The following is a 13,268-nucleotide window of genomic DNA, read 5'->3' on the forward strand; positions in this document are numbered from 1 at the left end:
GCATGCTTCCCAATGGCCTGCCGTGGCAGGCGTTAATCAAAAATTCTTCTCTACCAACGCTGCTTAAGCAGATTTGGCTGGATGCCTGCAATCAGGCTGGTATTCCCGTAATCTCTGGTGACAATCCCCGCCTCAAATTCTTCGCGGAAGTACTTGATTGCACTTTGCAAAGGTTCTACGGCACCGGGAGCATGAGCACAGAAAGTTTTGCCGGGGCCGAGGAAGCGACAGAGCTGCTCCAGTGTTTCGATATCACCGGGCTGGCCTTTCCCTTCTTCAATGGCACGGAGGATTTTGACACTCCAGGGCAGACCATCACGGCATGGCGTACACCAGCCACAGGATTCACGGGCGAAAAATTCTTCAAGATTACGGGTCAGGGAAACCATATTGATCTCATGATCAACTGCCATTGCCAGCGCGGTGCCTAAACGACTTCCGGCTTTAGCGATGTGTTCGAAATCCATCGGCAGATCAAGATGTTCTTCGGTCAGAAAGTCGGTTCCTGCTCCCCCCGGCTGCCAGGCTTTAAATTTAAGCCCGTCACGCATACCACCAGCATAATCTTCGAGAATTTCGCGGGCAGTGGTGCCAAATGGCAGTTCCCATAAGCCCGGGTTTTTGACCCGGCCGGAGAACCCCATCAGTTTAGTGCCGGCATCTTTACTTTTGCCTTCACTTAAACCGATGTACCACTCTTTACCGTGTTCAAGAATAGCCGGAACATTACACAGGGTTTCTACGTTATTGACGCAGGTTGGTTTTCCCCAGACACCTGCTGTTGCCGGGAATGGTGGTTTGGAACGAGGGTTAGCACGACGCCCTTCAAGAGAGTTAATCAGTGCAGTTTCTTCACCACAGATATAACGTCCCGCGCCGGTATGCACAAACAGCTCAAAATCAAAACCACTACCCAGAATATTCTTGCCAAGTAACCCTGCTGCTTTCGCTTCTTCAATGGCTTTACGCAGATGAACAGCAGCTTCAACATATTCACCGCGCAGGAAGATATAACCGCGATATGCTTTCAGCGCGAAAGCACTTATCAGCATTCCTTCCACCAGCAAATGCGGTAATTGCTCCATCAGAAGGCGGTCTTTATAAGTTCCCGGCTCCATTTCATCGGCATTACACAACAGATAGCGAATGTTCATGCTTTCATCTTTCGGCATCAGGCTCCACTTCAACCCCGTGGAAAAGCCCGCGCCACCGCGCCCTTTCAGGCCAGCATCTTTCACCAGTGTGGTAATTTCATCAGGAGCCATGCCCTTCAGTGCTCTTTCGGCTCCCTTGTAACCATTTTTGCTACGGTATTCATCCAGCCAGACAGGTTGTTGATCATCACGCAACCGCCATGTCAGGGGATGAGCTTCCGCTGTGCGGATAATTTCTTTCACTCCTGAATGCGTTGTCATTGATACTGCTCCAGCAATTTTTCAATTTCTTCGGGTTTCACATAACTATGAGTGTCATCGTCAATCATCATAGTCGGCCCCTTGTCACAGTTACCCAGACAGCAGGTTGGCAATAATGTGAAACGGCCATCTGTCGTGGTTTGCCCCGGCCGGATGCTCAGGTGTTTTTCAATTGCCGCCTGAACCCCCTGAAAGCCCGTAATGTGACAAACAACACTGTCACAATAACGAATGATATGGCGGCCTACCGGCTGACGGTAAATCTGGCTGTAGAATGTCGCCACGCCTTCCACATCACTGGCGGGAATGCCTAATACTTCTGCAATGGCCGAAATTGCACCATCCGGCACCCAGCCACGCTGTTTCTGTACAATTTTCAGTGCTTCGATTGACGCTGCACGCGGATCTTCGTAGTGGTGTTTTTCCTGCTCGATAGCATCACGTTCCCCGGCACTCAGTACAAACTCATCCGGTATCTGAGTGTCTGTCACGTTGACCACATCAAGGCGTGCCTGCTTGTTTGCGTTAAATTCACTTTGCATCGTTAGCGATCCACATCAGACATAACAAAATCGATACTACCCAGATAAACGATCAGGTCAGAAACCAGACTGCCGCGGATCACCGAAGGGATCTGTTGTAAATGTGCGAAACTCGGTGTGCGGATACGGGTACGGTAACTCATGGTGCTACCATCACTGGTCAGGTAATAGCTGTTGATACCCTTAGTCGCCTCAATCATCTGGAATGATTCATTGGCTGGCATGACCGGCCCCCATGACACTTGCAGGAAGTGGTTAATCATGGTTTCGATATGTTGCAGGGTGCGCTCTCTTGGCGGCGGCGTGGTCAGTGGATGATCAGCCTTGAACGGGCCTTCCGGCATATATTTCAGACACTGCTCAAGGATGCGCATACTCTGACGGATCTCTTCCACTTTCAGCATCACGCGGTCATAACAATCGCCGTTGTAACCAACCGGTACTTCAAAGTCGAAATTTTCATAACCGGAATAAGGACGCCATTTGCGCACATCAAACTCAATACCGGTTGCACGCAGACCCGCGCCTGTCACGCCCCAGTCCAGTGCCTGCTTCGCATTGTAGGCAGCAACACCGACAGAACGCCCTTTCAGGACACTGTTTTTCAGCGCCGCCTTGACATAGGAATTCAAACGTTTCGGCAGCCAGTTCAGCAAGTCACGCAGCAGTTTATCCCAGCCTCGTGGCAGGTCATGAGCAACACCACCGATACGGAACCAGGCCGGATGCATACGGAAGCCAGTAATGGCTTCAACAACATCGTAAACCTTCTGGCGGTCAGTAAAGGCGAAGAACACGGGGGTCATCGCACCAACGTCCTGAATAAAAGTACTGATATAAAGCAGATGGCTGTTGATGCGGAACAGTTCAGACAGCATGACGCGGATCGCTTTCACACGCTCAGGCACCTCAATACCCGCCAGTTTTTCAACCGCAAGTACATAAGGCATTTCGTTAACGCATCCCCCCAGATATTCAATCCGGTCGGTATAAGGAATGTAACTGTGCCATGACTGACGCTCACCCATTTTTTCCGCACCGCGGTGGTGGTAGCCGATGTCAGGAACACAATCAACGATCTCTTCACCATCAAGCTGAAGAATGATGCGGAATGCACCATGCGCTGACGGGTGATTTGGCCCGAGGTTAAGAAACATGAAGTCCTCATTTTCGGTTCCACGCTTCATGCCCCACTCTTCTGGTTTGAAAGTCAGGGCTTCCATTTCCAGATCTTCTTTCTGTTTGGTCAACATGAAAGGATCGAATTCCGTGGCGCGAGCTGAATACTCTTTACGCAACGGATGACCTTCCCAAGTGGGTGGCATCAGAATACGACGTAAATTCGGATGACCATTAAATGTAATGCCGAACATTTCCCACGTTTCACGTTCGTACCAATTGGCATTCGGGAAAATTGACGTGATAGTCGGGATATTCAGGTCTTTCTCATCAAGTGCGACTTTCAACATAATGTCACGATTACGCTCGATGGAAAGCAGGTGATAAAACACCGAAAAATCTGCCGCCGGCAGACCTTCCCGGTGAGAACGCTGACGCTCATCAACGCCATGCAAATCAAACAGCATGACATAAGGTTTGGGCAACTTTCTCAGGAACGTGATTACTTCCGTTAACCGTTCCCGCTTAATCCAGACAACCGGCATACCAGTGCGGGTAGGCTGGACAGTAAACGCATCAGGGCCAAATTGGCGATTAAGCTCACTTACGACCGGATCATCAATGTGATCTCTGGTTTCCCAAGCAGGCCGTACGCTTTCTTGCGCTATCTGATCTGTCATCATTCTTCACCACAACGCTTGATCAGGGTTTAATGTGATCGCAACATAATCTTGAGTTACGACATTGCTCTGGTTATTTTTATGGCTAAAAAGCCTTAAAATAGCGGCTAAAAGCCTTAAATTTCATCTGGGGTACGCAGGTTTTTCACTGCGATACGTTCACCACGCTTCCGTTCTCTTTCTGATTGCATATTTGCGCGGTAAACCCCCTGATCACCAACGACCCATGACAGCGGGCGGCGCTCTTTGCCAATAGACTCCTGCAATAACAGCAGTGCCTGCATATAGGCTTCAGGGCGCGGTGGACAGCCGGGAATGTAGACATCGACGGGAATAAACTTATCAACTCCCTGCACTACAGAATAAATGTCGTACATTCCGCCTGAGTTTGCACAGGCTCCCATCGAAATAACCCACTTAGGCTCCAGCATCTGGTCATATAAACGCTGGATCACAGGTGCCATCTTGACAAAGCATGTACCTGAGATAACCATGAAATCAGCCTGACGGGGAGATGCCCGCAGTACTTCAGCGCCGAAACGGGCAACGTCATGAACTGCGGTAAAAGACGTCACCATTTCTACATAACAACAGGAAAGGCCAAAGTTATAAGGCCACAGGGAATTCTTTCTTCCCCAGTTCACCATGTCATGCAGAGCATGTTCTAATTTACCCATATAGACACTACGGTGGACGTGCTGCTCCAGAGGATCGCTGACAAGCTCCTGCTTTTGCAGGGGGTAACGGTCATTCTCACCGTTCGGATCTATGCGGGTGAGCGTATAATCCATCTTTATGCCTCGCTATTACTGCATTTGACTGTTGTTGGTATTAACATTGGTGGTACTGACATCAGCGGTATGAACATCAGCACTGGAATGACTAACCTGACGTCTTGAACGTGCGGGTGTCCAGTTCAGTGCTCCGATGCGAGCCAGATAAACCAGGCCTGCTAATAAGACCAAAATGAAAATACTTGCTTCGGCAAAGCCCAGCCAGCCACTCTCTTTGATAGAGACTGACCACGCGTATAAGTAAAGGGCTTCAACATCGAAGATGACAAAAAACATGGCAACCAGATAAAATTTCGCCGACAGACGTAGACGGGCACTGCCGACAGAATCGATACCCGATTCATAAGGGACGTGTTTTGCTCTGGCTTTTGCTCTGCCCCCAAGAAAGTACGCTCCCAGTAACATGAACGCAGCCAATCCAAGAGCACCTATCAAGAAAATCGCAAATGCCCAGTTATGGGCCAAAACTCCAGTAGATGTAGACATACTCGTTGCTTACTCATCAAAAGTGGTGTCAAGGTGTCTGCTCTTTTAACCGGCAGTGTTGCACCACATCGATTCATGGGAAGGGATAACAACCAAATCTGAAACAGTGCTAATCAATCTCTTGAAAGGCATGGATCATTTTGGTTTTTATTCCTCTCAACAATTTTGTCAGTTACGACAAATATGCTTACTAATTTATTTTACAAAGCACAAACTTTTGATTAACGAATTGTGCTGGTGTATCGCTAAAACGTGTCAGTAGGACAAAAAACTAACAACACACTATAACTAGTCTAACCGATAACTCGACTTTACTACACTATTATCTCAGGAAAAACCTGTCTTTCCACTGTACAGGGGGGGATATTTTTATGATCAAGTGCACAGTTTCATTGAAAAACATTCAACAACAGAACAATTTTCATTCAACCATTAATGGACTGTTTCTAAAAGAAACAATTTGAGTTTAATTACACGACTATTTCTGAAAATAGATCTATTTTATCAGTTTAAAAAATGAAAGTTGTTAACAAATAAACATTACATTAACTAAAATTAGAAAGGATAATAAAATTAATAAGGGATATTTCTGACAGTAAATATCAGCAATTAGAATGGAAACAGGAAAAGGTTATTAATATATATTTAGAAACAGGCTAATATTTCCACAAATAAAATGGAAATATTAGCCTATAAAACACACGTAATATTACTCGTTTATATTTTCGACTGAGGATTCTTCAATGGATTCAAGAGAGTCATCAGATTCATCAATATCATCTGTTTCATCTGATTCAATGGATGTCACGGTATAAGGTGTTTTCTTATTTTCTATAGCATCAAAAACTGTCAGAACTGATTCATTTTGTTCATTACTGTTTCGATACAAGAAGAACTGTATTTCAGGCAAACGCGGCAGCCCTTCACTCTCACCCAAAATTCTTAAGTCAGCATTCTGCATTTCCAAAGGACGGGCAGTAATACCAACCTCTGCATTAACAGCAGAGCGAACAGCGGATAAGGATGCAGCTTCATAGGCAATACGCCACGGAATACCACTCATATCAAGAGTATCAAGTGCGATTTGACGGAAAGTGTTCGTTTCGTCCATCACAACCAGAGGAACCGGCTCATTCACCTGTAACTGGAAGTCAGGCGCACAGTGCCACAATACCGGTGAAGAACGAAGTACAGTACTAGGATGATGATTAATTTTTGCTGTGGTTAATGCTAAATCAATTTCATGGTTATCCAGCATACTTTCAATAAATTGACTACGTTTAATACGTACATCAACAGCAATACGCGGATAGACAGAAGCAATACGGTTTAACAGGAAAGGAAGCAGAGTATCGACTGTATCGTCAGACGCTCCAATTCTGAGTTCTCCGTCTGCATCATTATATGTCAATGATGCGGTAGCATCGTCATTAGCACGCAGGATTTGGCGTGCATAACCAAGAAGTTGAAGCCCATGCTCGGTAAGGAGCTTATTACGTCCGTGGCGAGCAAATAATTCTCTGCCCACTAAATGTTCCAAACGTTGCATTTGCTGACTAACAGCCGATTGCGTTCTGCAAACTGCTGCTGCTGCTGCTGCAAAAGTATTTAAGTCAGCAACGGCAACGAAAGTCCTTAGCAGATCGAGATCGAGGTTTATTATCTGACGATTTGCATTTATCATTGTTTATTCATCACTTTTTTTTGATTTTAATTACTAACTAACCTGGTGTTTTTACTTCAGCAGTATCAAATAAAATAATACCAATTCTGACACTACTCTACTCTATTAAAGAGGGCAAAGGTTTACTGCATTTTTTTACTACTTATATCATCATGGGTTTTATTTTCTCCTTTCTTAACAAAATTTATGCAATCACTGAATTAATGGCTAGGTATAAAACCTATTTACCTTACATAACCACCAATTTCCAGTACAAATAGTCTTTTTCTGACTTGCTTCAAAGAATAACATAACTTCAATTCGCAAAACTTAACCAAAGCAAACAATATTAGTATTTTTAATGAATTAATGCTTTTATTGAAAAGTCATGAAAATGTTACAGGTAAAAATTCAAAAAGATTCTCGAAGTATCTAAGATAAAAACCTTAATTAATTTTATGTCGGCAAAGATAAATTATAAGAATACATTATACAAATTATCTTACTTTTATTGACAATTCAGCCTTCCTTTATGATTTAAACTAAAAATCAGCATCATTCCTTATCTTTTAACAGTTCGCCAACTAAAAACACCTCATTATATAGAATTAAGTTCCGACATATACAAAACAACAGGAACTATAAACTAAATAAACTCATGTTTTTAGACAGCAGGCTTATCCATTAGACTTTAAAACAACCGTTTTAACCAAAGATATCATAGGCTCTTCAAAAGACTGACAGAGAGGAGTACATTGAACATTAGATTTTTTGTAAGCCGGATAAAATCCACTTTTGCCAAGAAAAAGGTTAAGGCATCCTATGTTTTCCATTAATAAATCCAGCAAATTAGATAATGTCTGCTATGACATTCGAGGTAACGCTCTTAAAGAAGCCAAACGGCTTGAAGAGGAAGGGAATAAAGTACTGAAATTAAACATTGGTAATCCGGCGCCATTTGGTTTCGAAGCACCTGATGAAATTTTAGTTGATGTTATCCGCAATCTGCCAACTGCCCAGGGCTATTCTGATTCGAAAGGCCTGTACTCAGCGCGTAAAGCGATCATGCAACATTATCAGGCGCGGAATATGCTGGATGTTACCGTTGAAGATATCTTTATCGGTAATGGTGTTTCTGAACTTATTGTTCAGTCTATGCAGGCTTTACTAAATACCGGTGATGAAATGCTGGTTCCGGCTCCTGACTACCCGCTCTGGACTGCTGCCGTCTCTCTCTCCAGTGGTAAAACTGTCCATTATTTATGTGATGAGCAACAAGGCTGGTTCCCTGATTTAGATGACATCCGCCGTAAAATCACCCCTCGTACCCGTGGTATCGTCATCATTAACCCGAATAACCCAACTGGCGCGGTATATAGTAAAGAACTCCTGCTGGAAATCGTGGAAATTGCCCGCCAGCATAACCTGATTATTTTCGCGGACGAAATTTACGACAAGATCCTGTACGATGAAGCCCAGCACCATTCCATCGCTGCACTGGCACCGGATCTTTTTACCGTCACCTTTAATGGACTGTCAAAAACCTACCGTGTTGCGGGTTTCCGTCAGGGATGGATGGTACTGAACGGCCCGAAAAAACAGGCGAAAGGTTATATCGAAGGGCTGGAAATGCTGGCATCTATGCGCCTTTGCGCTAATGTGCCGATGCAGCACGCTATTCAAACCGCACTCGGTGGTTATCAAAGTATTAGTGAATTCATTCTTCCGGGCGGGCGTCTTTATGAGCAGCGCAACCATGCCTGGGAATTAATTAACCAGATCCCCGGAGTTTCCTGTGTGAAGCCGATGGGTGCTCTCTATATGTTCCCTAAAATTGATACAAAACGTTTCAATATTTATGATGACCAGAAGATGGTTTTGGATCTCTTGTTACAGGAAAAAGTATTATTAGTTCAGGGAACAGCTTTTAACTGGCCGGAACCGGATCACTTCCGTATTGTCACACTGCCACATACCGCAGACCTGCAAATGGCCATTGAAAAATTTGCCCGCTTCCTTGGCAATTACCGGCAAAAATAATATAAAAATAAATTAGTTATATATTTCATACCCTTCAGGATGCAGCCAATAAAGCTGCAGCTTGAAGGCTGTGGGTTTACTTCCTCCCAACCAACGCCCACAATCATAATCACCCTGTTTCATTGTAAGAGAAGATTATGAGCCATTTTTTCGCCCAGTTATCCCGCCTTAAACTGATTAATCGCTGGCCTCTTATGCGTAACGTACGCACAGAAAATGTTTCAGAACATAGTTTACAGGTTGCTTTTGTTGCACATGCCTTAGCAATAATAAAAAACCGTAAATTTAATGCGAATATCAACGCAGAACGAATTGCAATATTAGCAATGTATCATGATGCCAGTGAAGTTATTACCGGGGATTTGCCAACCCCAATAAAATACTACAATCCTCAAATTGCTCATGAATATAAAAAAATAGAAAAAATCGCCCAACATAAATTATTAGATATGTTACCGATTGAATTACAAAATGATTTTCGTTCTATTTTAGATGATCAATATCATACTGAAGAAGAAACTAATATTATTAAACAGGCTGATGCAATATGCGCTTATTTAAAATGTCTGGAAGAATTATCCGCTGGTAATTCTGAATTTAATCAGGCCAAAATCAGGCTGGAAAAAACATTAGAAAAACGCCACAGTCAGGAAATGGATTATTTCATAACCGTATTTGTTCCGAGTTTTAGCCTTTCCCTTGATGAAATTAGTCTATAAAAACAGCTATATATAAAAAATCAGGCAGCTTAATATTCTTATTAAGCTGCCTGATATCTATTCAGTCTATTTCAAAATGCATCACGCAATTATTATTCAATAAATTTCAAGATACTTAGCCAACAAAAATACTCAGAAAGGAAAAAGAACAGGCACAACAGCCACACTAATGGCTAAGACAACCAATGTAAAAGGCACACCCAGTTTCAGAAAATCGGCAAAACGATATCCACCCGGCCCTAATATCAACGTATTAACCGGAGAAGAAACCGGCGTCATAAATGCCGCCGAAGCCGCGACTCCAATAATCATTGCAAAAGGAAGAGGAGATACTGCCATCTGTTTGGCTGCTGCAATCGCAATGGGTGCCATTAATACCGCAGTTGCTGTATTGGAAATAAATAGCCCAATAACCGCGCAAAGAATAAATAAACAGACCAGCATGGCACGTGGGCCCATATTACCGGCAATATCCATTAATCCGCTGACAATCAAATCAATCCCGCCGGTTTTTTGTAGTGCCAGCGCAAATGGCATCATACCAACAATCAGGATAATGCTTGGCCAGTGAATGGCACGATAAGCACTCTCCATATCAATACAGCGAAATTGCCCCATCAGCAAGCAGGCGATCAAAGCGGCAATAAAATTAGGAATTTCATTGGTCAGCATCATCGCCACCATTAGCGCAAGGCAAAACAAAGCATGAGGAGCCTGAGATGCAGCTGGTGCGGCACTTTCTACTTCAACAGGTAAATTCAGCATAATAAAGTCCGGTGCTTTAGTTCTCAGCTCCCGCACCAGCTTCCAGTCACCGATTACCAGTAAAGTATCACCCAGCAACAAAGGCTCATCAAACAGCTTACCAGCCAGAGCCTTACCACTACGCCGAATACCTACCACATTTAATCCATAGCGGGTACGGAATTTCATACTGCGTAGTGATTGCCCCAGTAAATCCGATTCAGGGATCACGGAGATTTCTGCCATTCCGACTTCCCGGGATTGATCAGAAAAATATTCACCGCGTAATATCATGGGTTCTAACTGTTGCTCACTACAGAATTGCCGTAAATCTATATCACTGTCGGACATATCCACCAGTAATACATCCTGTTGACGCAGTTCTGTCTCGCCGGTTGCTGCTACCATAACCCGGCGAAATTTTCTCCAGCGTTCAATGCCAATTACGTTCGCCCCATAACGTGCTCGTAACCCTAATTCATCCAGAGTATGGCCTATTAATGGTGAACTCTGCCGGACAGCAAGGCGCCGGGCGCGCCCTGATAATTTATAATCACGGATAAGATCACGAAATGAACGATGGTAGCGTTCATCAGGTCTTGGCGGTGTTTTACTTCCCAGCCAACGGCGGACGAATAACATATAAATAATTCCCGCCAGTAAAACTAAAATTCCGATAGGTGTAATGGAAAAGAAACCAAAACCTTGCAGCCCTTCACGCACCAGTTCGCTATTCACCACCATATTCGGTGGTGTTGCAACCAGCGTCATCATACCGCTGATAAGGCCGGCAAACCCTAATGGCATCATTAACCGCCCGGATGAAGTCTGCATTCTGGCTGCCACACTTAAAACAACCGGAATAAAAATGGCTACAACACCCGTAGAACTCATGAAAGCACCCAGTCCTGCAACGGATAACATCAGTAAAGCCAGCATTTTAGTTTCACTGTTACCCGCTACCCTAACCAGCCAGTCTCCCATCTGATAGGCCACACCCGTTCTCACCAGTCCTTCACCAATGACAAACAGTGCTGCAATCAATAAAACGTTAGGATCGCTGAAACCGATAGTGGCTTCATTTAAGGAAAGCGTACCACTCAGTACAAAAGCAGTAATAACCAACAAAGCCACGACATCCATTCTGACTTTATTAGTTGTAAAAAGGACAATCGCGACTAATAACAGGGTCAATACCCATAACAGTTCAGTATTCAATACAGCCTCTATCAAAAATGCCAGCCCGCCAACAAGCAGGCTGGGGATGTTCAACAAAAACCTATACTGAGGTCATTAAACCTGTTTTATCCGGGCAAGTCTTAGGCTCAGATCAACAAACGATCAACAAACTTCCTGATTCATTTGATGAATCGTTACATAACCACCAGATTTAACAATTTCGATATCTTCCAGATTAGTGACAGTCATATGAGTTTCATCACGGCGGGGAACTCCCGGTTCATCATGAACAACCACAACCTGACAGCCTGCATCTAATCCGGCATGAATACCGGCGATGGCATCTTCAAAAACCACACATTCTTCCGGCAGTAGCCCTAATTTTTGTGCTCCCAGCAAATAAGGCTCAGGATTTGGTTTACCGTTTTTGACCGATTCAGCCGTCACCCAATGGGCTGGCTCTGGTAACTCAGCCTCTTTATGACGGGCAGAAGCAAGCGGGATCGTTCCTGAGGTAACGATTGCCCACGGGATCTCCAGTGCATTTAATTTATCAATCAGGGCAATAGCACCGGGCAAGGCAGTAATGCCTTCCATATCTTCTGTTTCGATTTTTTCAATCCACTTAAAAGTACTGATAATCTCTTCTTCTGTGGCATCAGGCATAAAATGGCGTATTGATAATAATGCAGGTGTGCCATGCACATAGTTCAGCACTTCATCGTGATCAATACCCAGTTTATCTGCGAATTTAATCCATGCCCGTTCAACAGCAGGCAGTGAATCGATCAGCGTACCATCCAAATCAAATAAAAAACCTCTACATTTCAGCTCCAAACCCAACTCCTTTAAACTCAGTTATGTGTTAATAATTAGTGTAATCTCAACTAAGTTCAGATAGTACTGGCGAAGATAAAAAAATTAAAGCACCAATTCCATTTATCCTTTATCGCCTCCTGAGCATTTAAAGCATGACCTTAAAATCCAAATAAAATCGCACATATGCAATATGATAATATTCTTCCTCCAATAAAATCTAAAAGTTGCCACTAAAAAACTCTTTAATAAAAAAAGAATTCTCAGTGACAACTTAATTAAATTTTATTTACCTCTAATTCAACAATATTATTGTAAAGAAAAAATCTAGCATATTGCATGGTTAGGGCAACATCCCCCACCGCCAAAACCACCAATTTTCCACCCATGAGGACACGGAGGATCAAAACAATCATCACAAGAAGGTGGAGATGAAGGTGAAGGTGGATCATTTTTTATGATATTAAGGGCAATGTTAATCGAATAAGTATCAGGATAAAAACGAACGGTGTACTCTAAACAATTTGATTCATCACATGTAGCACTAATATTAAAATTAGCGCACTCACTCTTTTTATGAAAATAAACATACCAGCCAGTATCATTATAATAATGATCCAACTCAATAGAACAAGAACCCCCATCATCAGACGATATATTCCACTCTATAGATTTATTCTTAGCTATACAATCACCTGAGTTACTATCGCTAAAACTCTCATTATGTTTATCGCCAGCTTTCAAAGTAATAGGTTGTTTATCTTCCCCAAACATACACTTGGGTTCTACATTATCTATTGTTAGCGTTCTATCTGAAGAGTTATTTTTAAATTTTAATGTAAAATTTTCAAAACGATCAAAATCCCCTTTGATCACTTCAGTCGCATTAGCATATTGAAACAATGATACTATAATAAAAAAAATCATAGAATATAATTTCATCATAACAATTCCCTCATATTAATATAAAGCAAATATTTTATGAAATTAATTTTCCAGAATCACTTTCAATTCCATCATCAAAAACAAATTCAATAAGTGCTTCCCATGACAGTAACAAAACAATATTTC

The 13,268-nt window shown here is 43.1% G+C and carries 11 protein-coding genes; 2 read left to right on the forward strand and 9 right to left on the reverse strand.

All coding sequences use genetic code 11. The features are described from left to right. Window positions 1–50: 50 nt before the first annotated feature. The 6 genes from nuoF to hexA all read right to left on the reverse strand — a co-directional run bounded on the left by nuoF (window position 51) and on the right by hexA (window position 6,720). Complete coding sequence (nuoF, locus tag AACX38_RS12870) at window positions 51–1,415, reverse strand: NADH-quinone oxidoreductase subunit NuoF (protein WP_099121153.1); 1,365 nt, start codon at window positions 1,413–1,415, stop codon at window positions 51–53. Continuing rightward, complete coding sequence (gene nuoE, locus AACX38_RS12875) at window positions 1,412–1,957, reverse strand: NADH-quinone oxidoreductase subunit NuoE (protein ID WP_228864499.1); 546 nt, start codon at window positions 1,955–1,957, stop codon at window positions 1,412–1,414. Before nuoE ends, nuoF begins: the two co-directional genes overlap by 4 nt. 2 nt (window positions 1,958–1,959) lie before the next feature. Further along, entirely contained in the window at window positions 1,960–3,759 is a 1,800-nt protein-coding gene (nuoC, locus tag AACX38_RS12880) for an NADH-quinone oxidoreductase subunit C/D (protein WP_228864500.1), read from the reverse strand. Window positions 3,760–3,872: 113 nt separating this feature from the next. Next, the gene (locus AACX38_RS12885; RefSeq protein WP_099108389.1) at window positions 3,873–4,547 is read right to left on the reverse strand and encodes a NuoB/complex I 20 kDa subunit family protein; all 675 of its coding nucleotides are present in this window, start codon (window positions 4,545–4,547) and stop codon (window positions 3,873–3,875) included. A gap of 15 nt (window positions 4,548–4,562) precedes the next feature. Then, complete coding sequence (locus tag AACX38_RS12890) at window positions 4,563–5,036, reverse strand: NADH-quinone oxidoreductase subunit A (protein ID WP_099121151.1); 474 nt, start codon at window positions 5,034–5,036, stop codon at window positions 4,563–4,565. A 709-nt stretch (window positions 5,037–5,745) separates the two neighbouring features. Next, window positions 5,746–6,720 carry a transcriptional regulator HexA gene (hexA, locus tag AACX38_RS12895; RefSeq protein WP_099108390.1) on the reverse strand — a complete coding sequence of 325 codons (975 nt, stop codon included), beginning with the start codon at window positions 6,718–6,720 and terminating at the stop codon, window positions 5,746–5,748. Between the two features lie 801 nt (window positions 6,721–7,521). On the opposite strand from hexA, the gene AACX38_RS12900 reads away from it, so the two are divergent. Then, the gene (locus AACX38_RS12900) at window positions 7,522–8,739 is read left to right on the forward strand and encodes a pyridoxal phosphate-dependent aminotransferase (RefSeq protein WP_099108391.1); all 1,218 of its coding nucleotides are present in this window, start codon (window positions 7,522–7,524) and stop codon (window positions 8,737–8,739) included. A 137-nt stretch (window positions 8,740–8,876) separates the two neighbouring features. Next, the gene (yfbR, locus tag AACX38_RS12905) at window positions 8,877–9,458 is read left to right on the forward strand and encodes a 5'-deoxynucleotidase (RefSeq protein WP_228864501.1); all 582 of its coding nucleotides are present in this window, start codon (window positions 8,877–8,879) and stop codon (window positions 9,456–9,458) included. Window positions 9,459–9,590: 132 nt separating this feature from the next. On the opposite strand, the gene AACX38_RS12910 is transcribed toward yfbR, so the two are convergent. The 3 genes from AACX38_RS12910 to AACX38_RS12920 form a co-directional block, all read right to left on the reverse strand. After that, window positions 9,591–11,420, reverse strand: a complete 1,830-nt coding sequence (locus tag AACX38_RS12910; RefSeq protein WP_228864504.1) for an SLC13 family permease — start codon at window positions 11,418–11,420, stop codon at window positions 9,591–9,593. Window positions 11,421–11,543: 123 nt separating this feature from the next. Beyond that, window positions 11,544–12,218, reverse strand: a complete 675-nt coding sequence (locus AACX38_RS12915; protein ID WP_304957219.1) for a sugar phosphatase — start codon at window positions 12,216–12,218, stop codon at window positions 11,544–11,546. Window positions 12,219–12,524: 306 nt separating this feature from the next. After that, a complete protein-coding gene (locus AACX38_RS12920) occupies window positions 12,525–13,142 on the reverse strand; it encodes a hypothetical protein (RefSeq protein WP_228864502.1) in 618 nt (205 codons plus the stop codon). Between the last annotated feature and the right edge of the window lie 126 nt (window positions 13,143–13,268).

Source organism: Xenorhabdus sp. PB30.3, assembly GCF_963895965.1.
Taxonomy (GTDB): Bacteria; Pseudomonadota; Gammaproteobacteria; order Enterobacterales; family Enterobacteriaceae; genus Xenorhabdus; species Xenorhabdus stockiae.